Raw genomic sequence first — 22,057 nt, forward strand, 5'->3', positions numbered from 1 at the left:
TGTGCCTCTACAAACAAGAGTGTCGAAGCGCCGACAAACAACTTTTGGGCTCGGTAATCCAATGACTCATCTCTAGTGGAATTCACATGTAACCACTTTAGGCATTGACAAATGACGTTTTGATTCGGTACGTTATCCATAGAAATCTCCTTTGTTGAGGCGTTTTATGGATAACGCTGAGGGTAACTCAACAATAGGAGATTTCTTTATTTTTGTCCACGAATATAGTTCAATAAGTTACAAATATAGAGAATTATAGGGTGAAAATTTTCGTAAAAAGATTGATGCAACGCTAGTGTCAATTCTCCCATTTCTGGCCCAAACGAAGTGAAAACGGGCGAAAATCCTGCACTTTTGCAGGATTGCCTTACTCAAAAACGAGGCGTTCTAGAAATCCTGCATTTTTGGAGCATTCGGGGTGGCGAACGTGTAGAGCGAGTTCCCGAGTCCCCGATCATGAGGGAGGAGTGCCGAAGCCGGGCATTATGCGGATTCCCGCAACCAAGAACAGGCGATGCCGCAGCCAGTTAACAGGCAGGCCCGCCGGACGGAGGCAAAGGAAGCATTTCCCAGTCTGAGGGGTCAATTCGTTCCCCGTGGGAGATCATGAGGCAAAGCGCAGGAGAAAGCGGATTTTCTGCTGTTTCCCATCATTTAGTGTAAGAATATCTAACATGAAACATAAAAATACCTGACATAGATATTGACGAGATTTCTCCGCAGCGATTATAATGACAACAACTTAATTTTGAAAGTGGAACAATGAATGCGTGATGAACGTGTATTGTTCGGAAATGGGAGGAATCATCATGTCGACAAATCCAGCTTTGATGGTTATTCAAGAGAAAAAAATCCAGTATGTAGATTTTCGCTTTGTTGATTTGGTCGGTCGGGCGCATCATATTACCCTTCCCGCTTCAGAGGTCGATGAGAGCACGTTCACGAACGGAGTAGCATTCGACGGTTCCTCCATCAAAGGATTCCGCGGAATTGAAGAATCTGACATGGTGATGATGCCGGACGCGAACTCCTGCTACGTCGATCCGTTCACGGCGCATCCGACGCTTATCATCATGTGCGATATTTTTACGCCGGATGGCGAACGCTATGACCGGGATCCACGCAGCATCGCGCAGAAGGCGGAAGCGTATTTGCACACGTCCGGGGTCGGTACGGCCGCATTTTTCGCTCCGGAGTCGGAATTCTTCATCTTCGATGAGGTGCGGTACGAGAATACGATGAACCGTTCCTCCTTCTATGTCGACTCGGTAGAGGCATCCTGGAATACGAACCGCGAGGAAGCCGGCGGCAACCTCGGGGGCAAAATTCCGGCAAAGGGCGGATACGTGCCAGTCGCGCCAGTCGATACGCAGCAAGATATCCGTAGCGAGATGTGCCGTCTGCTTCAGGAATGCGGCATCCGCGTCGAACGCCATCATCACGAAGTGGCGACGGCGGGGCAGGGGGAGATTAACTTCCGCTTCGATACGTTGACGGCCACGGCCGATAATCTGATGAAATATAAATATATCGTTCATAATACGGCACGGCAGTTCGGCAAGGTGGCCACCTTCATGCCGAAGCCGCTGTTCGGCGACAACGGCAGCGGGATGCACGTGCATCAATCGATATTCAACGGCGACACGCCGCTATTCTACGAGAAGGGCGGATACGCCAATCTGAGCGAAATGGCGCTCCATTATATCGGCGGGATTCTGCACCACGCGCCTGCGCTTATCGCCTTGACGAACCCGAGCACCAACTCATTCAAGCGGCTCGTTCCCGGGTTTGAAGCTCCGGTCAATCTAGTCTTCTCCAAAGGCAACCGTTCCGCCGCGATTCGCATCCCGGTGGCCGCAGTCACGCCGAAGGGCTGCCGCATCGAGTTCCGCACGCCGGATTCGACGGCGAACCCGTACCTGGCGTTCGCGGCAATGCTGATGGCGGGGCTGGACGGAATCAAGCGCAAGATCGATCCGGCCGCCGCCGGCTTCGGTCCGTATGACCGCAATCTGTATGAGCTGTCCGAGGCAGAGAAAATGGAGATTCGCCGCGTCCCGGCTACGATGGAAGAGGCGCTCGACGCTTTGATGACGGATCATGAATTTTTGCTCGAAGGCGGCGTATTTACCCGTGAGTTCATCGACAACTATGTCAGCATTAAGCGGAAAGAAGCCCAATCCGTAGCCATTCGCATTCATCCGCAGGAATACAGCCTTTATTTCGACTGCTAATCACATTGATATACGTATCCTCCTATGTATCCTTCCCATCCGGCTTGGATGGGGAGGATTTTTTTATTCACGTCCCGGGGAAGAGGCCAGGGCAAAGCTCAAAAGAAAGGGGGAGAATGGAATGTTAAAACGTTTCTTCATTTCAACGCTCAAGGAAGAGAAGATGACCGTAAGCTTGCTTGCGTACGGCTGGATGATATGGAAGCGTTGAAATTAGCGTCCAATTCGGGAACAGAGGGGAAATTTGACACCCTATGGGCGGTATGCTTTAATTGACTTAAACGTTTAAGTTTTGGCCAAGCGAGGTCGGATAAGATGAAAAAAACAACGATTAAAGATATCGCCAAAGCAGCGGGTGTGTCCATTGCTACGGTGTCCTATATTTTAAACGATGTCAAGACGCAATCGATATCGAATGAGACGCGAGTGAAAGTGTTGAAAATAGCGCAGCAGCTCAAATATGTGCCGAACCGAACGGCCCAGTCCTTAAAGATTAAGAAAACGGGATTGATTGGGATCTTAGTGTTCAAGGATGAACGGCAAAGCCCTTGGTCGGCCTTCAAATACGCCAAAACGATAAGCAAAATCGAGCAGCAATGCAGCGCGCTAGGCTACCACGTTATCTTCATGCAGATCGACGATACGGCACCGTCTTATAAGGTCATTATGGAGCGGAATTTGGACGGCGTATTTTTGATCAATGTGGATCAGGAACGGTTTTCCGCGATCACGCCCTACTTCGGATTCGGTATACCTGTGTTTGTGGTGGACAGTTATATTGAGGATTCGCTTTTTCATAAAATTATGCCCGACGTGGAATCCGGCTTTCAACAATCGCGCGTCCTGTTGGGCGAAGCGCCGCAATTTCTCGTGATGGATCGCTACAACAATGAACGATGGACGGATTTCATCAAGGAGGCATCGGGCTTGCCTGACGAACGGATTCATGTATACGAGCGCCGTCAAGGGATGGAAGCTTTTTTGGCGAGGTTCAAAGGCCGGCCGGGCATCGTCATGAACGAATTTATAGCCAATGAGGCCGTCCAAGCTCATTCTAATTTGATGGTCTTGTGCACCTGCCACTGTCCCGAAATCGTTCATGAAGCGGCGGCGAAAATTTCATTCAACCTGGATTTATACGCGGCATTCGTAAAGGTAATGAACAGCTTTATTCATGATGCGGAATATGTGCACGAGGAGAAGTTTCTGACATTGCCTCTCTCCTCGCAGCTCAATGAGCATGTTCAAAAAGCCGGTTTGCGCTCTTTATGAACCGCCTCTATAAGGAGAAATGCCTCGTGGACTCATCGCGGCTTGTTACCATCTGCGGGTTTTATTCGAGCATTCTGGCGAATCGAAGAAAAATATATATTTACTTGCCTCCCAGCTATCCGCAAGAGCCGAATAAGCGGTACCCGGTGTTGTATATGCATGACGGCCAAAATATTTTCCATCCCGCCTTCAACGGCTATTCATGGAACGTGCATGCCGCCGCCGACAGGCTGATTGCCGAGCGGCGCATGGAAGAAATCATCATTGTCGGCATCCCGAATATGGGGACGGAGCGGGCCAACGAATTCACCCATGACCTGGAAGGCGTGCGCTATCAGGACGACAAGTTCCCGGTTCAACCGCGCGGCCATCTGTATGAGCGCTTCCTGATTGAAGAGGTCAAGCCCTATGTGGATGCCTTGTTCCGGACGCAACCGGGGCCGGCGCATACGGCCTTGATGGGCTCATCAAGGGGCGGGCAGGTCACGTATCATATCGGGCTGCGGCATCCCGGCGTGTTCAGCATGCTTGGGATGATATCCCCTTATATGTATTGCGTAGATCCCGAGACCTTGGAGGAAGTGCCGTTGTATCATTCCTTCACCGCCAAGCAGCCCCTCACAAAACTATGGATCGATCTGGGCAGCCGGGAAGGGCTTCTCGTCATGGAAAAGCATGTGCGGGAAGTGGCGGAGAAGCTTCTGGACCTGGGGTACGCAGCAGATGACGAGCTTGTCTATCTCTATGAGCCTGGAGCGGCTCATGCGGAGAAGGATTGGGAGGCGCGGGTATCTGCGCCGCTGCTCCATTTCTTCGGCCATCGGGGCAAGCCTTGCTCCTTGACGCTGTATGGCGAACAAGAGGTGGGCATCACGGGGCCTCCATGCCGGTTGAATCCGATCGTCGAGTTCGATTCCGGGTTCAAAATGTCGCCGCTGCGCGCCGTATATCGCGTAGCCGACGAGCGTATCGCGCAAGTCCGGGCGGACGGGAGCGTTGTTCCGCTCCAGCCAGGAGACACCGAGGTCACGGTTCAAGCCGATGGACGGGAAGCGTCGATGCCGCTTCGCGTCAGGGAGGAGATCAGCCCGCATGTGACCTTGGATATCGTCGTCCATGTGCCGGCCGATACGCCGGAGGGCATCAAGCTGTACGCTTGGTTCCCGTTAACCTACGATCAGGACAGAGGCGCATATACAGCCCGTCTGCGTATCCCGTATCATACGGAATGTTTTTTTCAAGTGAACCGTGAAGACGGGATCGTCGAGGCCGATGGAGCGGGAGCCCCGGTTGAACGCCGCTATCAAGCCGAGAAGGACGGAACGTTGGAGATCTGCGTGGAGAGATGGAGCGAGCGGGAGGAATAAAATGGTATGGAAAACGCATCGGATCGTATCAAAACGAATGAATAGGATAAGCGAAAGGAAGGAAACAGCATGAGGAGACAGATGATGGGATTCCTTGCCGGCGCCCTCTTTTTCTCGGGAATTGGATTCGCTGCCTCGCAGTTTACAGCCGATGCCGGGATGAGCGGCCTGAACTCGGAAGGGCTGGAGAAGGGGCAGGCTTACCAGCCTGCATCCCTGGGAGAGAGCTTTCTTCCAGCGCAAGATCTGGCCGGGGCGATGGACGATCGGGTTGGCATTGATCATGGCAGCCTCAAGCCGAATGCGAATCCCGGCAAGGAAGAGCCGGGCCAGCGCTCCGGCGGCAGCGACGGCAAGCAATTCAAGGCGTTGCCGCTTACCCACACCGTAAACGATGTGGAGGTAACGGTTCATTCGATCCGGGTTACAGAGGAAAACACTGACTTCGAGGTAACGATCCAAAACCAGTCGGATGAGGAAAATGTGATGCTCCTATTGGATGAGATGAAGACGGAGGCGAACAAGGGCGTTAAGGGGAAGTCCGTTGAAGCCGTAGAAGCTGATGCGGATAACACGGACTTTAGGGACAAGGCGATTCGCCCGCAAAAGGAACTGCATGGCTGGGTGCGCCATCAAGGGTTGAAGGAGCGGGATGTTGCGAACTTGTCTGTTCGTCTAGCCGTCAAAGGAACGAAGCAAACGAGAACATATCATTTCTTGATCGATTGTACAAAATTGAAGTTCCGTACGCTGTGAGCGGCGGTTAGGCACACGGGCATGGGTGAAGGTTGTGTTTTCTCACTCATGCCTTTTTGCTGATCATGGATTGGGTTAGAGCGAGGAATATACATCTCTTTACTTATGCTCATTTTTTGTTGCGGCGTGATGTTGAACAGGTTAGGATTGGAAAAAAGGAGGTGATAAACGAAGAAAATTGGCGTCAATGTACGCCGCATAATCCACGTTGATATGGAGGGAAATAAAGAAGACGATGAACAAAAAAGCGCTTGGATGGATGCTTAGTATCGTATTGGCGGCGGCGAGCGTTCTGCCTGGCATTCCGCCTGCGCATGCCTATGCCCAACCGAACGGGCAGGCGGCGGTTGCGGCCGATGCGCCGGTCGCGCCGGGAGACGGCGCCGAGCCGGAGACCGTGACGGAGGCTGTCTATGATAAAAATGGAAGCGCATTCCCGACAGAGCCTTCCCCGGATGAAGGAGCCGACAGCCTTCTCGCGGCCGCATTCGGCGGGACGAATCTCGCCCTCAACAAGCCGGCCTACTCGTCGGGCAATGAAGTCGATTACCTGACTCCGGATCTGGCCGTAGACGGGAAGGCCAATACAAGATGGTCTTCCGCCAAGGAGGATGATCAATGGTTCTATGTCGATCTGGGAGAGCGGACCGCGATCGATCGCGTCGTCATCCGCTGGCAGACGCCGGCCGATACATATAAGATCCTTGTATCGGATGACGGGGAGCAGTGGACGAACGTGAGGGATGGCGACGGCGTCATTCCATGCAAGGGAGGCACCGAAGTTATCGATTTCGCGCCGCTTCAAGCGAGATATGTGAAGTTCCAGGGAGTGAAGCGTGCGCCTGTCGAAGGCGTTCTGTACGGTTACTCCTTCTATGAATTCGAGGTGTACCAATTGAATGACTTGCAGTCTATCGCAGACCGGATTGAGGCGACATTGACGGTGCAGGCCGGACAGACCGAGCTGGATTGGTCCGCGGCCGAAGTGCCGGAAGGGTACCGCGCCAGCGTGTACGGGAGCGACCGGCTGCCTGTCATCGATCGCGAAGGCCATATCCGGATGCCGCTGGTCGATGCCAAAGTGAATCTGATCGTGCAGGTGGAGGATCTGAACGATCCGAACCGCAAATTGCTGTCGGATAACATTACGGTTACGGTTCCGGGCCAGTATAAGCAGACCCCGGATCGCAATCCGGAGCCGGACGTCATCCCGTCCTTGCGGGAATGGTATGGCGGATCCGGGAATTATACGTTGACGGCATCGTCGCGCATTGTCGTCCGCCCGGAGGACGAAGCGGCGCTGCGCAAGGCGGCGGAGCTGACGCGCGAGGATGTGGCCGATCTGACGGGATATGAGCTTGAGATTGTCTATGGCCAGCCGCAGACGGGCGATTTGTGCTTGTCGCTGGATCCGTCGTTAGCGTGGCTGGGCGAGGAAGGCAACGTCTTCCAGGCCGGCGACTATGTGTCGATCGCCTCGTCTTCGGCGACAGGCGCGTTCTTCGGCACGAGAACCGCGCTTCAGATCCTGAAGCAGCATCCCGATCTCACGATCCCCCGCGGAGAAGCGAGAGATTATCCGAAGTATGAAAAGCGGGGCCTCATGATTGACGTGGCGCGCAAATTTTACACGATCGATTTTCTGAGAAGCTATGTGAAACTGCTGTCCTGGTACAAAATGAACATGTTCCAAATTCATTTGAACGATGATGTCGGCACCCCGTTCGCGGACGGAACGAGGGCGGCTTACCGGCTGGAAAGCGCCACGTATCCCGGATTGGCCAGCCCGAACGGGCATTATACGAAGCAGGAATTCAAGGAACTCCAGCTTCTGGGCATGGAATACGGAGTCAACGTGATTCCGGAGATTGACACGCCCGGGCATTCCCGCGCCTTTACTTCCTATAATCCCGCGCTGGGGAACGATCACGCCCTCGATATTTCCAAGCCGGAAACCGTGGAGTTCGTGAAAAATCTGTTCAACGAATATTTGGATGGAAACGATCCGACCTTCGTCGGTCCGGAAGTGCATATCGGGACCGATGAATATTGGGGACCGGATGTAGAGCGCTTCCGTTGGTACATGGATACGCTCATCAAGCATATAAACGATAAAGGCAAGCACCCGCATTTGTGGGGCGGATTAACGCAATACAACGGGACGACCCCGATCAGCAATGAAGCGACGATGGATATCTGGTATGAGCCGTATGGCGCCCCGAAGCAGGCGGTCGATCTCGGGTATGACGTGCTGAACGTCCAAAATATTTATATGTATATCGTGCCTACCTTATATGGAGACTATTTGAATTCCCAGTTCCTGTATAATGAATGGGAGCCGATCAAGTGGGAGAATACGACGCTGCCGTTCGGGCATCCCCGCGTCAAGGGCGGCATGTTCGCCTTGTGGAACGACGTCTCGGACGCCAACGGGGTATCCATGGACGATTCGCATGAGCGGATGCTGCCCGGAATCCAGGTCGTGTCCGAGAAAATGTGGACCGGCACGCGGGACGACCGTTCCTTTGAACGCTATATGAAGCGGGCGGAGGCCATCGGGGATGCGCCGAATGCGAATTTATCCCGCAAGTTCAAGGTGGATAATGAGGAGAACCAGGTCATTCAGTACCTGTTCGAGGACCAGTTCAAGGATGGTTCGGGCAATGGCTTTGACGGGAAGGGCGTCAATGTGGAAATGACAGAAGGGAAATACGACCAGGGGGTGCGCTTGAAGGGCGGAACCAGCTATATCGAGACGCCGGTCGAGGCGTTGGGATTCGGCTGGACGCTCTCGATGTGGGTGAAGCCGGATCGGGGGAACCCGGATGACGCGATCCTGATGGAGTCTCCGGCCGGAACGCTGAAGCTCAAGCAGGGCAATACAGACAAGCTCGGGTTCACGAAGGAGCATTATGACAGCACGTTCGATTATGTTGTGCCGGAAGACAAGTGGACGCATATTTTACTGAAAGGCGACAATAAGGGCGTGACGCTGTTCGTCAATGTGGATGAGTACGTGGAGCGGCTCGAGAATGCATATCCTAAGCTGCATACGCTCGTGCTCCCGGCGCTGCGCATCGGCAGCGAGACGAACGCGTTCCGGGGCGTGCTTGACAATGTCATTATGTACAATAAGCCGATTGAGCTTCTCTATACGGACAATAAGGCGCTTCATCAACCGGCCGAGTCCTCCGCAACCGAGTTCCCGTATTATTCTTCTGATATGGCCGTGGACGGAGTCGTATCGATCAACTCCAGATGGTCCAGCGCCTATGTGGACGACGCATGGTTCGTCGTAGATCTGGGCGAGCCGACAGACATCAACAAAGTCATTATTAAGTGGCAGGCGGGCGCGGAGAAGTATCAGCTTCTCGTCTCCGATGACAAAACGAACTGGACGAATGTATCCGGCGATGAAGGAACGATTACGTCCCAGGGGAAATTGGATATCGTGACCTTCGAGACGAAGACGGCGCGCTATGTCAAATTCCAGGGCGTGAAGCGGGCCACGGTCTTCGGTTACTCGATTTACGAGTTCGAGGTATACGCCCCGGATCATATTCAGGAATATAAGCGGCTCATCGGCTTGATGGAACATTTGCTGCCGCGCTTGAAGAAGCCGGAGCGCCTGCGCGAGCTGCTGCTGCAAGTGTTGAACCGCTATCCGTATGACGCGACGCGCGAGCTTCGCCCAATGCAGGATCTGCTGCAACGCGCTCAGATAAAATAGGCCAAACGAACGCCATACAGCCCCCGTATCCAGGAAGGATGCGGGGATTTTTAACGGCGCAGGATGCCTGAGGAGCGCAGACTTTTTTGCGTTACCTCCTTGAAGCGAACTTCAAATACTGCTATGATTATCGATAAAATATTGGATAGACAAGAACACGAAGGTGGGAGAAACGGATGGAACAACATCAACGCGCGTACAATTTCAATGCCGGTCCGGCAGCTTTGCCATTGGAAGTATTGGAGCGGGCTCAGTCCGAATTTATCGATTTTCGGGGCCATGGCATGTCCATTATGGAAATGTCGCACCGCGGCGCCGTCTACGAACAGGTTCATAATGAAGCGAAGCAATTATTGAAGGAGCTGCTCCAGATTCCGGACGGCTACGACGTGTTGTTCTTGCAGGGAGGAGCGAGCACGCAGTTCGCCATGGTGCCGATGAACCTGCTCGCCGCAGGCAAGGTGGGCGCTTACGTTCATACCGGAAGCTGGGCCGGCAAGGCGATCAAAGAAGCGGAGCTTATCGGCGAGACACGGGTCATCGCCTCGACCGAAGCCGATCGCTTCATGCGCATGCCGGCACCGGAGGAGATCGCGGCTCCGGAGAACGCCGCCTATGTTCACCTGACTTCCAATGAGACGATTGAGGGAACGCAGTTCGCCGCTTATCCGGATACGGGCGCGGTGCCTCTTATCGCCGATATGTCGAGCGACATTTTGTGCCGTCCGATCGATGTCTCGAAGTTCGGGATGATCTATGCGGGCGCGCAGAAAAATCTCGGCCCGTCCGGCGTTACGGTCGTCATCGCCAAGGAAGAACTGCTGGCGGACAGCCCTGCGACGATTCCTACCATGCTTCGTTACAGTACTCATTATAAAAATAATTCCTTATATAATACGCCGTCCTCTTTCTCCATCTATATGGTGAACCTGGTGCTGCAATGGCTCAAGGAACGCGGCGGATTGGCGCAGGTCGAGCGGGACAATCAGGCGAAAGCGGAGCTGCTGTACGGCACCATCGACAACAGCGGCGGCTTCTACCGCGGCTGTGCGGCGCATGACAGCCGCTCGATGATGAACGTCACCTTCCGGCTCGCGGATGAGGAACTGGAGAAGGCGTTCATCAAGGAAGCCGGGGAAGCGGGCTTTGTCGGCCTGAAGGGACACCGCAGCGTCGGCGGTTTGCGCGCCTCGATCTACAATGCGGTGCCTTATGCGAGCTGCGAGGCGTTGGCGCAGTTCATGAAGCAATTCCAACAGAAGAACGGCTAAACACATCCGTTGATAACGCCCCGCGAGGTTTTCTCGCGGGGCTCTGCATTTACAGGTGGCAAAAAAACGCGCGATGTTCGCTTGTCATCCAATAGGCCAAAAGAGCTGTTCAAAGCATCGCCTTGAACAGCTCTATGGATGTCTACTTCACCGCTTGCCACACATCGGCGCTGCCCGGCTCCTCGCCGCGGGTCCACCAGCGTGCCTGGTAGACGGCGCCGTTATAGTTCACCTTGTCACCCCCGACATAGGCTCGATCCTTGCTCCAATCGAGGATGACGTTGCTCACCAGCTTCCACGCTTCTGACACGTCAGGCCGATTGTTCTGTGTCCAATACTGAGCCTCGTATTCCAAGCCGTCGTAGATTACGCGGTCGCCGCGGGTGTAGATGGCGTCGGACTTCCAGGTCGTATCGCCGGTCTGTGGCGGCTCGGTCCCGCCGTCGCCGTCTCCGCCGCCGTTATTATCCTGCGGCAGCGTTGCCGCAACAAGCGGGGCGGACAACGGGGAAGGATTGCCGGCCCGATCGATCGCCCGAACGGTATACGTGTAGGTTGTATCCGGGGTCAGCCCGGCGTCGACATATGATGTCCCGGTCGTCTGTCCCAGCGAAGCCCCGTCGCGGAACACTTCGTAGGCCTTGATTCCGTTCGCCGAGGAAGAGGCCGTCCAGGACAGCGTAATCGACGTCTCGGTCCGCGCGGAAGCCGCGAGTTGGCCCGGAGCCGACGGCGGCTCGATGGCCGAACCGTCATTGACCAGATCGACGTCAATCACTTGGTAGAATGCATTGCCGGTATCCGCGATCTCCCAGACGCCGAGAATCAGATGATAGCCGCTGCGATCGGTCGGCACGCTGCATTCATGCGTGACGGTTGCCGGCGGCTTCTTGCCGCCGTCCTGAATCGTGCAGAACGGCACCGGATCCAGATCGGCGCGAGTAAGCGGCTTGTTCAGATCCCAGTCTTTTTTCGTAATATAGTATTTCCATTCCGATGTCGCATGCGGCGCAGTCAGATGCCATTGGAACGTATTCGTTCCGCCTTGCATTTTCACCTTGTTCCACCGATCGGCCGACTGCTCATCCAGCGGGGCGAAGATGCCGCCGCCGGCGATATGTCCGTCAGCCGGTCCGCCTTTCGGGAAGTTGCCTTTGGCTTCCACGCTTTGCGGTTCATACTGAACCTGTCCGCAGCCGGTGTTCAGGCCCAGCTTGCATTGGTAGGCCCGACTGGCCGGAGATTCGATGTAACCGTGGGCCGATGCGCTGTCCGCGAAGATGGCGCTCGCGGCCAATCCGAGCACGATAAGCCCGAATGCGGTGAACAGAGGGGATACTTTGGACAGCAGAGTGCTGCCGATTCGTCTTGCCATTGGTGTCAACTCCTTTGATTGGTCTCGACACCAGTGTAGAGATATAAGCGGTTTAATTCTATCGATCATTGGTCTGATTTCCTATAAACATTACAAACTATTTTGACAGACGATCCGAAGTACCAGGAAGGACAGCGGAAGCAGCACTTTTGTCGAATCAATCCCCCGATCATCCTGAACTTGCGGGATGAAGCTTGTCAAAAAAAGTAGAATCGCCCCGTTCAAGGGGGAACGCTGGAGAATGGGGGTTATAGGTATATCGTACCGGGGGATGCGCAAACGCAAAAAATACCCGCATGCTCCGAGGAACAGGCGGGTACGGATGAAGCAGGGAGTTACCCTTCCGCGGCGAGATGGCGCCGCACCGGATCGGTCAGCTTATAGCCGACGTTGCGGATCGTCATAATAAATTCGGGATTGCGCGCATTTTTCTCCAGCTTATCGCGCAGGTGGCTGATATGGACGTCGACGATGCGCGTATCCCCGAGAAAATGATAGTCCCAGACGCCCTGCAGAAGCTGCTGCCGGCTGAGGACTTTGCCGCGGTGCCGGCACAGAAAGACGAGCAGCTCGAATTCCTTCGGCGTCAGCTCGATGGGGCGATCGTCCAGCTTCACTTCCCGCTGATCGGCCATGACGGTGAGCGGTCCGATCTGATAGACCTGGCCATCGTCATGAAGCGGCAAGGAACGGATGCGGCGCATGACCGCCTGAATGCGGGAGATCAGCTCCTGTGGAGAGAAGGGCTTGGTCATGTAGTCGTCGGCCCCGTTGTTCAGCCCGTCGATTTTGTCTCCGACCTCCTGCATGGCGGTCAGCATGATGACCGGCACCATGTTGCTCCGCTCGCGCAGCTTGCGGCAGACCTCGAGGCCGTTGCTTTTCGGCAGCATCCGGTCCAGCACGATCAGATCGGGCCGGAAGGTCGGCAGTACTTCGAATACCGCTTCTCCGTCGTAAACGCACATGACCTCGTAACCGGCCAGCTTCAGATTATATTCAATGAGGGTAGAGATGGATGGCTCATCGTCAACGACAAGTATTTTGGACTTCATAACTTTCCCTCCCATCGATTCCATTCTGCTTCTATTATGCAAGGGGATCGTCAGCGTTATATTAAACAAACGTAAACGGGATGTTAAATCGCGATTTTTGGCATGATGTTGTATAATGAGTTCAGAATGTGAGGTGAACAGAATGGCACTGCATATCGTGCTTGTGGAACCGGAAATTCCGGCCAATACCGGCAACATCGCCCGCACCTGTGCCGCGACAGGCACCCACCTGCATCTTGTGCGGCCGCTGGGCTTCCGTACGGATGACGCGACGTTGAAGCGTGCCGGTCTGGATTATTGGTACGCTGTCCATATCGAATATCATGATTCGTTCCAAGAGGTGCTGGATCAATACGCGGATTCGCGTTTTTTTTATGCCACGACCAAGGCGGACAAATGCTACAGCGACTTCTCGTTCCGGGACGGCGACTTCCTCGTTTTCGGCAAAGAGACGAAAGGACTGCCTCCCGAGCTGATCGAAGCGAACCGCGAAACGTGCATGCGCATGCCGATGACCGACAAGGTCCGCTCGCTCAATTTGTCGAATTCAGCCGCGATCATTGTCTATGAAGCGCTGCGCCAGCTCGATTTTCCCGGCCTAATCAAATAGGCGGCGACAGAAGACTTGTTCCTGCCGCATGGCAGGGACAATCTGCGCCGTTGAGACTATTTTCACAGAAGGTTCGAAGTTTGATCCGACCATATACTTAGCGAAAGAGTTCGTGTATTGCCCGCCAGTAACGGAACCCGACGTACATTCCTGCCAGGGACATACAGACAATAGATGAACAGAATAGATAAAAACGAAATTGATTGACATTTTTCAGCAGGAATTTCGTCTATAGTATCGAAGTAATAGAAGCAGAGTTTTCTAAGGGTAATCATGAGGAAGTATATACAAGAGAGGTGGAACAGATGAAACCTGCCGGAGTAGTCCGTAAAGTCGATCAACTGGGACGCATTGTGTTGCCCAAATCATTGAGAAAACGTTACCAGATGAACGAGGGGGATCCTGTCGAAATTTTGGTGCAAGGCGACCATATTATTTTGGAGCGCTACCGTCCGAAGTGCGTATTCTGCGGGTCCATGGATGGAGTCGCTGAGTTCAAGGAACGATACATATGTTCTCCATGCATGAATGAGATGACGCATCTCGTTCGCTAGCCGGGCCAAGAAGCATCGCAAGATGCTTCTTTTTTTTATCATTTTTTTGAAAACCCCATTCATCGACCTCTATTTGTTACCAAAGACTCTATAAAAAATCTCATTTAGTATAAAAGTCACGAAAAAGACAATACCTTAATCAGATAAAATGCTATATAATGGAATCATACTTACATATTATTACTTCAAACTTATTTTTTAGGGGGTAGTAAAATGAGGTTACGCAAGATCGGCTGGTTGTGCATTGTCTTGACGTTGGTTGCAGGCTTGATCCATGCCATGCCCGTGAACGCCGCGGCGAGCAAATATACGGGCGGCCTGCTGGACGGAGTTCCGCTGCCAACGGGAAGCGCCATCGGGAAGCCGTCAGGCAGTCCGGTGACGCAATTGACGGATAATAATCCAGCGACAAGATATGATGTAAATGCGGGCAAAGCGGTCTGGCACTCCTTTTCTGGTCCAACGGAAATCTCCGCGGTTATTGTTAATCGATATTCAGGCAGCAATGCCGTGATTGATGCGGATGACTAACTGCTGTTAGCCCATACGCCTATCGTCAACGATGGCATTGAATCTCTGGCTGTTCCCGTCGCTAACGTGAAGACGGTAGTCCTGAAATCGACCGGCTCCTATTCCACCATTGCCGAGTGGAACGTCTTCGGGAAGACGACCGGCGTGCCGCCGGCGGAGCCGATTGTCTTGAACGGAACGGCAGGAGACGCCAGTGTGACGTTAAGCTGGAACACCATCAATGACGCGACAGGCTACAACGTGAAACGCTCCGATACGATGGGTGGTCCCTATGCAACGATTGCTACCGTTACATCGAGCACTTACGGTTATATCGATACAAGTGTCGTGAACGGGACCGTCTACTATTATGTCGTCACCGCATTATATGAAGACGAGGAGTTGGCGACATCCAATGAAGTGGCCGTGACGCCGCAGGCGGGGAACAAGCCGGGGCCGGGACCCGGTGAACCAGGTGAACCGGGAGAGCCAGGCGGTGAGGGGGACCGAGCTTTGCTCCGGATTACGCTGATTAACGGGGCGGACAAGGAATACGACTTGTCCATGCAGGAAGTCACCGCGTTCATCAGCTGGTATGAAGGCCGGGCTGCCGGAACGGGACCCATCACGTTCTCTATCGACAAGCACGGCAACAATAAAGGCCCGTTCAAGCAACGGAAAGATGTCATTATCTATGATAAAATCATTACCTTTGAAATTAACGCGTACGAACATGGGCTAAAAGCAAGCTAAATCCTGTCGAGTGAACGAACCCGCGGCTAAAGCGCCGCGGCTTTGCTTTGGCTTCCGGGGACCGATGGGCAGCTTGCCCCCGCTACAGAAAAAGCTCCCCAACGTTCGGGAAGCTTCTTCGCCTTTATAAGCCTTTGGTCTTATCGTCGTTATAACCTGCCGTTAAGATAGCTGTCAAGAACATGGCCATCACGAGCACGATAATCCAGAACGTCGTCGTCATGGTACGCCCACCTCCATTGATCTAATCTCATTATAACCAAGACATGCCAAAAAGGAAATGATAAACGTGAAAAATCGCACGGCGCAACGAACGCATTCTGTGGTACTCTATTAGGTTTTTTGCGGCTCGGTGCTGCAGCTCCTGTTTATTTGAAGAACAAGAAGTGAGTCGGCAGCGCCCGAAGCTCTCCGTCCGAAGGGTTGTTCACCACTCTGCCGTTGAAAATGAGCGACGAGGAGCCGCCGCCATCGAGATTGTAGGCATCGATGACGCCGAGGTTCGACAGCTTCGCCTGCAGTTCCTCCAGCTTGGCGCCGGAGCTTCCATTCTCATCATACCCATCCACGACGAGGATTAATAATTGATCATCCTTATAATTGCCGATTACGGTGCGCGGAGCCCGGGAGGACTGCCATTTCTGCGGAATGGCCAGCTTGCGGCCGTTCTTGAGCAACGCCGGCACGAAGGTGGCGCCGTGCTGCGGCTTCAATGTATCCAACTGCTGCTTTTCCGAAAACTTGCCGCCGATCAGCTTCCCGCCGACATCGAGGCCGACGAAGGCCAGGTCTTTGTAGGTCGGTTCGAATGAATTGACATATTCGCCATTCATGACCGTCGTGCCGAGCGGATACCGGTTGCCCTTCCCGTCCGCGAACCCGCCGGCATTGACTCCGGCGACGGCGCCGTATCGCTTGACGGCCTGCAGGGTCGTCTCGGCCCCGCCGTACTTGTCCTTGCCCAGCGTCAGGCGCATGGCGGACGGATCCTTCAACTTCACCTTCATGGCATACCCTTGGTAGGTCGGTTGATTAATCCGGTACAATTCGGCCCGCAGCTTGTCGCTGTCGATCCGTTCCCGGACGGTGCCAAGCTTGGCCGAGATGCGCCGGTCGTAGATTTGCTCCGGACGCTTCGCCTGGGCGCCGGCGGTGCTGACGATATCATTCATCGCCTGGGTGGTCTGCCGATACAGGACCGATGTCTTCTTTATAGATTCTACCGTGAAGGAGGCCGTATGCTCCGCCTCGTCCAAGCTTATGTATAGCTTCTCGTTCTTGTCCGTCCAGCCCGCCGGCTCGGTAGGAGGGGACCAATTCACCTCCGCCGTGACGTGCAGCGTGGAAGCCAGCATCCAGATCATCATCCCAATGAACGGGGCGGTAATCAGCATGAACAGCCGGTTAATTTGTTTCACTCGCACATTCATCGTATCGCCTCACTGCTATTTCAAAAGATCCATTTTTTTCTTCAATTCATTCAACTGCTTCTTCACTTCATTCAATTGAGTGTACAGCTTGTTGCTGTTGTCGGTCTTATCCGATGCATTGTCCTTCGTGAAGGTGAGGAGCTGGTTGAACGTGTCCACCTTGCTCTGCATTTCGTCCAGCTTTTTGTTCATGTCGGCCAGCTGCTGTTCGTAGGACTGCTGCACGATCTTGAGCTGGGCCTCGGTCTGTTTCTGCAAATCTTCCAGCATCGTCTTTTTCATATAATCACTATAGAAATAGGTCGCCGTCACGCCAATCCCGATCATGACGACCCAGAACAGCAGGAACCATTTGACATTCGAACCGCTAGTCTTCGTTCGAGCGCGACGGGTAGTCTCGGGAGAAGAATTCGTGGATGGCTGCATAGTCTAATCACCTCGAATGAAGTCGTATTTCGTCAAAACATATACTATTCTAGCATGTATTCTATCACTGGTGGATAAAATTTTGCAAAAAACATACAAAATAGACATAGATATAACAAAAAAACGATAGATTTCCCCTCCATATGCCTCCAGCTCCGAATAAAAGGGCACGCCAAAACTAGCTTCCCGAAGACATCGCGAGAAGCTCGAGTAGATGGTTACAAGCGATAAGACCGCACTTGGAACAATGACTATCCCATTGCATAACACAAGTATTGGGTGTATCATTTTTGAAAAATGGGAAAGGGCGATAGCCGAATGCAATACTCATTCTCTACCCGCGTGTCATCCGTCGAAAGCTCGGCCGTACGCGATATTTTGAAATTAACGCAAGGAAAATCGATCATTTCTTTTGCGGGAGGCCTGCCGGCCGAAGAATACTTCCCGATGGAAGCGATTCGCTACGCGGCGGATCGCGTCCTGCAGCAGAGCCCGCAAGCGCTTCAATACGGCCTGACGGAAGGGACGACCGTGCTGCGGGAGCGTCTAGGGGCACGTCTCCAATCGCAACGGAGCATTCCGGCTGGCGTCAACGAGATTCTGATTACGAACGGATCGCAGCAGGCATTGGATCTGTTCGCGCGGGCCATGCTGAATCCGGGGGATACGGTCCTCGTGGAAAATCCGACCTATCTGGCCTGCCTGCAGGTGCTTCGCATGCATCAGGCGAACATCGTCCCGGTGGATAGCGACGAGCAAGGCATGGCTCCCGAGGATGTGGCGGAGAAGCTGAAGCGCCATAAGCCGAAATTCGTCTACGTCGTGCCGACGTTCGGGAATCCGACCGGGCGGGTATGGAGCGTCGAGCGAAGACAAGCGCTGCTGGATCTGTGCCGGGAGCATGGAACGGTCATCCTGGAGGACGACCCGTATGGGGAATTGCGGTTCACTTCGGATCGCGTGCCCAGTATCGCCGCGCTGGAGGGCGAGACGGATCATCGTCTCGTCGCTTATACGAGCACGTTCAGCAAGACGGTCGCGCCTGGATTAAGAACAGGGTGGACTGTCGCCGATCGCCAGATTATTCGCATGATGGCGCGTGTGAAGCAATCGGCGGATCTGCATACCAGTGTGCTGGATCAGCTCATTTTGAGCGAGATGCTGCTGCCGGAAGTGTTCAAGCTGGATGATCATATCCATAAATTGTCTTCCATTTACAAGGAGAGAATGGAGACGATGGAAGCCGAGCTGTCCCGGAGCATCTGGAGCAGTTCCGTCTGGAAGAAGCCGCAAGGCGGCATGTTCTTCTGGGTGGAGCTGCCCGAAGGACTCGATTCCCAGACGCTGCTGGCTTGCGCCGTCGACAAGGGCGTCGCCTTCGTGCCGGGAACGTCATTCTATGCCGGAGAGCCGAAGCGCAACACGATGCGGCTGAACTACTCGTTCGCGGAGCCGGACGTGATCCGCACAGGCATGGAGCGGCTGAGCGAAGCCGTATCGGAATTCCTCGGGCGCTATGCCGGGGCATAGCCTGCAGCCGGGCGGCGGGTTATGTATCGCCCGCCATCGGCAGGCCGGTGACCTCCGCTGTCCCGGCCTCGGGCCGGCGCCATTCGCGCACGATATGGGCGTAGCGCTCCAGCGCCTCACGCCCATCCCCGCTCAGCGCGTAGACGCCCCGGCTGACGCGCTCGAACCAGCCGTAATAATTGCGCTGCAGGATGGCGGCGGCATCGCCGACGCCGCTGCCGTCCCGCACGGCGGCCGCCCGGAGCGGGCCGTCCGCCAGGCAGTGCGCCGCGCGCAGCGCCTTCTCCCGATAAGCCGTCACAAGCGGCTGCTTCGTCGTGCCTCCCACATTGTAATCCCCGCTGCGGGCGCTGAATTCGCGTACGAGCCGGGCCGCTCTGGTCTTGATGGGTCGCGTCTCCATGTAGCTGGCCTCCGAACCCGCCGGCGAGCAGACGATCTCGACGAACGGCGCCTTGCGCTTGTAGAACGTTACGAGCAGAAAGCCGATGCCGAGCTTGCCGCACAGCTGGCGCAGGGACGAGACGGAGTGTCCTTTGCCTCCCTTTTTCTTCTCGACCGCGACGTACACCTGCGGCGACAGCTTCTGCCGTTCGAGCGCCTGCAGGACAAGCGTCAGATTGAAGGAAGGCTTCATTTCCACAATGATTGGCGGTTCCTTCTGTCCCTCCGGCCCCTCCGGCAGCATCGCGACCAGATCGCAATGGCGCACCTCGCCGCGCACGATGTACCCCCTTGCTTCAAAAAATGCTTTCAACGGAGCGTACAGCTCCGATTCCTTCCGTGCCGCCGTTTTGGCCGGCTTTGCTTCACGATGGTCTAAAGCGTCCATGCCCGCAACTCCTCTCCTCATCCGAACCTTGGCCGACCCGCAATCCCTGCCGCGTGCCGCGCCATGGGCATCCGCGGATCGTTGCTAACACGAGTATAACATGAGCCGGGCAGGCTTGCTTTTCTCCAAGTTGGTCTGCAAATTATCGTGCTAATAATCCGGCCGGATCGCATAAGTATGTATTACACTTTGTTCACGCATCCGCTTCAGCAGGGCTGAGGAAGCCCGCGAGGCGCGGCCAGTCTGTAAGAAGCATGAGCAATCGTTGATACACGTGCATACCGTATACGAAGCGAAGCGGCGATGAAGGGCTGTGTTGCAAATCGGGAGCAATGGAGGTATAGAGTATGGATATTTTCAAGCGGATTTCAGAGCACCGCGCCGAGAGCGAACGATTGGCCTGGACCGGTACCTTTAAAGAATATGTGGAATTGCTGCGTCGAGACCCGACACCTGCGATGACGGCTCATGCACGCGTGTATGAGATGATCGCGTCTCACGGCGTGGAGGAGGTTGACGGGCATAAGCGATATGCCTTCTTCGAGAAGGAAATCTTCGGTCTGGACCGTGCCGTGCACAAGCTGGTAGAGGAGTATTTCCATTCGGCAGCCAAGCGTCTTGATGTGCGCAAGCGCATCCTGCTGCTGATGGGGCCGGTCAGCGGCGGCAAATCAACGTTGGTCACGATGCTGAAGCGGGGCCTGGAGCAATTCTCGCGCACGGAGAAGGGAGCCGTCTATGCGATCAAGGGCTGCCCGATGCATGAGGAGCCTTTGCACCTGATTCCGCATGAACTGCGAGCCGAAGTGGAGCAGGAGCTGGGCGTCCGCATCGAGGGCAATCTGTGCCCGGCGTGCCAGATGCGGCTCCGCACCGAATACGGGAACGACATCGAGCGAGTTCCGGTCGAACGCGTGCTGATCTCCGAGGAGAACCGGATCGGCATCGGGACCTTCAGTCCGTCCGATCCGAAGTCGCAGGATATTGCGGATCTCACGGGAAGTATCGACTTCTCGACGATTACGGAGTACGGTTCGGAGTCCGATCCGCGGGCATACCGCTTCGACGGGGAATTGAACAAGGCGAACCGCGGCTTGATGGAGTTCCAGGAGATGCTCAAATGCGACGAGAAATTCCTCTGGAATCTGCTGTCGCTTACCCAGGAGGGCAATTTCAAGGCCGGGAGGTTCGCGTTAATCAGCGCGGATGAACTGATCGTTGCTCATACGAACGAATCCGAGTACAAGGCCTTCATAGCCAACAAAAAAAATGAAGCGCTTCAATCGCGAATGATCGTGATGCCGATACCTTACAATCTCAAAGTGTCCGAGGAAGAAAAAATATACGCCAAGCTGATCAACCAGAGCGACATGAAGCATGTTCATATCGCGCCGCATGCGCTGCGGGCCGCCGCTATTTTCTCTATCCTGACCCGGCTCAAGGAGTCGAAGAAGCAGGGCATGGATCTAGTCAAAAAGATGCGCATGTACGATGGAGAAGAAGTGGAAGGCTATAAAGAGAATGATCTGAAGGAGATGCAGAGCGAATTTTCCGAGGAAGGGATGTCGGGGGTTGACCCACGCTACGTCATTAACCGGATATCGAGCGCCTTGATCAAGCAAGATCTTCAGTGCATCAACGCCTTGGATGTGCTGCGTGCGCTGAAGGACGGTCTGGATCAGCATGCATCGATTACGAAAGAGGAGCGGGAGCGGTATCTGAATTACATCTCGGTGGCGCGCAAGGAATACGACAATCTGGCCAAGAAGGAAGTGCAGAAAGCGTTCGTCTACTCCTTCGAGGAGTCGGCGAAGACGCTGTTCGAGAATTATCTGGATAATATCGAGGCCTTCTGCAATTGGAAAAAAATCCGGGATCCGCTCACAGACGAGGAGATGGATCCGGACGAGCGGCTGATGCGCTCAATCGAGGAGCAAATCGGCGTCTCGGAAAACGCGAAGAAGGCGTTCCGGGAGGAAATTCTGATCCGGCTGTCCTCGTATTCCCGTAAAGGACGCAAATTCGATTACAACAGCCATGAACGGCTGCGGGAAGCGGTGGAGAAGAAGCTGTTCGCCGATTTGAAGGATATCGTGAAAATTACGACCTCGACGAAAACGCCGGATGAGAACCAATTGAAGCGCATCAACGAGGTATCCGCCCGGTTAATGGAGGAGCACGGGTATTGCCCGGTCTGCGCGAACGAGCTGCTGCGTTATGTGGGCAGCCTGTTGAACCGCTAAGCAGCCGGAAGCGAATCGGGGCATGACGGGAAACCTGCCAAGCGAAGGGCTTGCAGGTTTCAGATTGAAGAACAAACTCCCGCGAAATACTGCAACCGCGGGAGTTCTT

The 22,057-nt window shown here is 54.5% G+C and carries 17 protein-coding genes; 12 read left to right on the forward strand and 5 right to left on the reverse strand.

The features are described from left to right. The first annotated feature begins 809 nt into the window (after positions 1–809). From glnA to serC, 6 genes are all read left to right on the forward strand, one after another. Positions 810–2,234 (forward strand): type I glutamate--ammonia ligase, encoded by a 1,425-nt coding sequence (gene glnA, locus ABD76_RS28390; RefSeq protein WP_197260211.1) that lies wholly within the window; start codon positions 810–812, stop codon positions 2,232–2,234. Positions 2,235–2,549: 315 nt separating this feature from the next. Continuing rightward, positions 2,550–3,506, forward strand: coding sequence for a LacI family DNA-binding transcriptional regulator (locus tag ABD76_RS28395; protein WP_197260212.1), 957 nt, complete (start codon positions 2,550–2,552; stop codon positions 3,504–3,506). 26 nt (positions 3,507–3,532) lie between these two features. After that, a complete protein-coding gene (locus ABD76_RS28400) occupies positions 3,533–4,873 on the forward strand; it encodes an alpha/beta hydrolase (protein ID WP_338125216.1) in 1,341 nt (446 codons plus the stop codon). A 69-nt stretch (positions 4,874–4,942) separates the two neighbouring features. Beyond that, positions 4,943–5,629 carry a hypothetical protein gene (locus ABD76_RS28405; RefSeq protein ID WP_197260214.1) on the forward strand — a complete coding sequence of 229 codons (687 nt, stop codon included), beginning with the start codon at positions 4,943–4,945 and terminating at the stop codon, positions 5,627–5,629. A 235-nt stretch (positions 5,630–5,864) separates the two neighbouring features. Further along, positions 5,865–9,359, forward strand: coding sequence for a discoidin domain-containing protein (locus ABD76_RS28410; RefSeq protein WP_206765845.1), 3,495 nt, complete (start codon positions 5,865–5,867; stop codon positions 9,357–9,359). A gap of 176 nt (positions 9,360–9,535) precedes the next feature. Then, on the forward strand, positions 9,536–10,630 hold the full coding sequence (serC, locus tag ABD76_RS28415) for a 3-phosphoserine/phosphohydroxythreonine transaminase (RefSeq protein ID WP_197260215.1): 1,095 nt from the start codon (positions 9,536–9,538) through the stop codon (positions 10,628–10,630). Positions 10,631–10,772: 142 nt separating this feature from the next. On the opposite strand, the gene ABD76_RS28420 is transcribed toward serC, so the two are convergent. Next, positions 10,773–12,005 (reverse strand): lytic polysaccharide monooxygenase, encoded by a 1,233-nt coding sequence (locus ABD76_RS28420; RefSeq protein WP_242069866.1) that lies wholly within the window; start codon positions 12,003–12,005, stop codon positions 10,773–10,775. Positions 12,006–12,340: 335 nt separating this feature from the next. Then, positions 12,341–13,060 carry a response regulator transcription factor gene (locus ABD76_RS28425; protein ID WP_197260216.1) on the reverse strand — a complete coding sequence of 240 codons (720 nt, stop codon included), beginning with the start codon at positions 13,058–13,060 and terminating at the stop codon, positions 12,341–12,343. A gap of 142 nt (positions 13,061–13,202) precedes the next feature. On the opposite strand from ABD76_RS28425, the gene trmL reads away from it, so the two are divergent. The 4 genes from trmL to ABD76_RS28445 all read left to right on the forward strand — a co-directional run bounded on the left by trmL (position 13,203) and on the right by ABD76_RS28445 (position 15,487). Then, a complete protein-coding gene (gene trmL, locus ABD76_RS28430; RefSeq protein ID WP_197260217.1) occupies positions 13,203–13,670 on the forward strand; it encodes a tRNA (uridine(34)/cytosine(34)/5-carboxymethylaminomethyluridine(34)-2'-O)-methyltransferase TrmL in 468 nt (155 codons plus the stop codon). A 305-nt stretch (positions 13,671–13,975) separates the two neighbouring features. Next, positions 13,976–14,224, forward strand: coding sequence for an AbrB/MazE/SpoVT family DNA-binding domain-containing protein (locus ABD76_RS28435; RefSeq protein WP_006676399.1), 249 nt, complete (start codon positions 13,976–13,978; stop codon positions 14,222–14,224). Positions 14,225–14,437: 213 nt separating this feature from the next. Continuing rightward, positions 14,438–14,755 (forward strand): hypothetical protein, encoded by a 318-nt coding sequence (locus ABD76_RS28440; protein WP_197260218.1) that lies wholly within the window; start codon positions 14,438–14,440, stop codon positions 14,753–14,755. Positions 14,756–14,821: 66 nt separating this feature from the next. Beyond that, entirely contained in the window at positions 14,822–15,487 is a 666-nt protein-coding gene (locus ABD76_RS28445; RefSeq protein WP_197260219.1) for a fibronectin type III domain-containing protein, read from the forward strand. A 368-nt stretch (positions 15,488–15,855) separates the two neighbouring features. Here ABD76_RS28445 and ABD76_RS28450 read toward each other — a convergent pair whose 3' ends face one another. Further along, entirely contained in the window at positions 15,856–16,917 is a 1,062-nt protein-coding gene (locus tag ABD76_RS28450) for a phosphodiester glycosidase family protein (protein ID WP_197260220.1), read from the reverse strand. Between the two features lie 15 nt (positions 16,918–16,932). Beyond that, the gene (locus ABD76_RS28455) at positions 16,933–17,343 is read right to left on the reverse strand and encodes a hypothetical protein (protein ID WP_197260221.1); all 411 of its coding nucleotides are present in this window, start codon (positions 17,341–17,343) and stop codon (positions 16,933–16,935) included. Positions 17,344–17,661: 318 nt separating this feature from the next. Here ABD76_RS28455 and ABD76_RS28460 point away from each other — a divergent pair, with 318 nt between their 5' ends. Continuing rightward, positions 17,662–18,873 carry an aminotransferase-like domain-containing protein gene (locus ABD76_RS28460; protein ID WP_197260222.1) on the forward strand — a complete coding sequence of 404 codons (1,212 nt, stop codon included), beginning with the start codon at positions 17,662–17,664 and terminating at the stop codon, positions 18,871–18,873. A 19-nt stretch (positions 18,874–18,892) separates the two neighbouring features. Here the strand turns inward: ABD76_RS28460 and ABD76_RS28465 are convergent, their stop codons facing one another. Further along, on the reverse strand, positions 18,893–19,705 hold the full coding sequence (locus ABD76_RS28465) for a DUF2161 family putative PD-(D/E)XK-type phosphodiesterase (protein ID WP_197260223.1): 813 nt from the start codon (positions 19,703–19,705) through the stop codon (positions 18,893–18,895). Between the two features lie 347 nt (positions 19,706–20,052). Here ABD76_RS28465 and ABD76_RS28470 point away from each other — a divergent pair, with 347 nt between their 5' ends. Further along, complete coding sequence (locus ABD76_RS28470) at positions 20,053–21,948, forward strand: PrkA family serine protein kinase (RefSeq protein ID WP_197260224.1); 1,896 nt, start codon at positions 20,053–20,055, stop codon at positions 21,946–21,948. The last annotated feature ends 109 nt before the right edge of the window (positions 21,949–22,057 follow it).

The organism is Paenibacillus dendritiformis (assembly GCF_015845845.1).
Lineage (GTDB): Bacteria > Bacillota > Bacilli > Paenibacillales > Paenibacillaceae > Paenibacillus_B > Paenibacillus_B dendritiformis_C.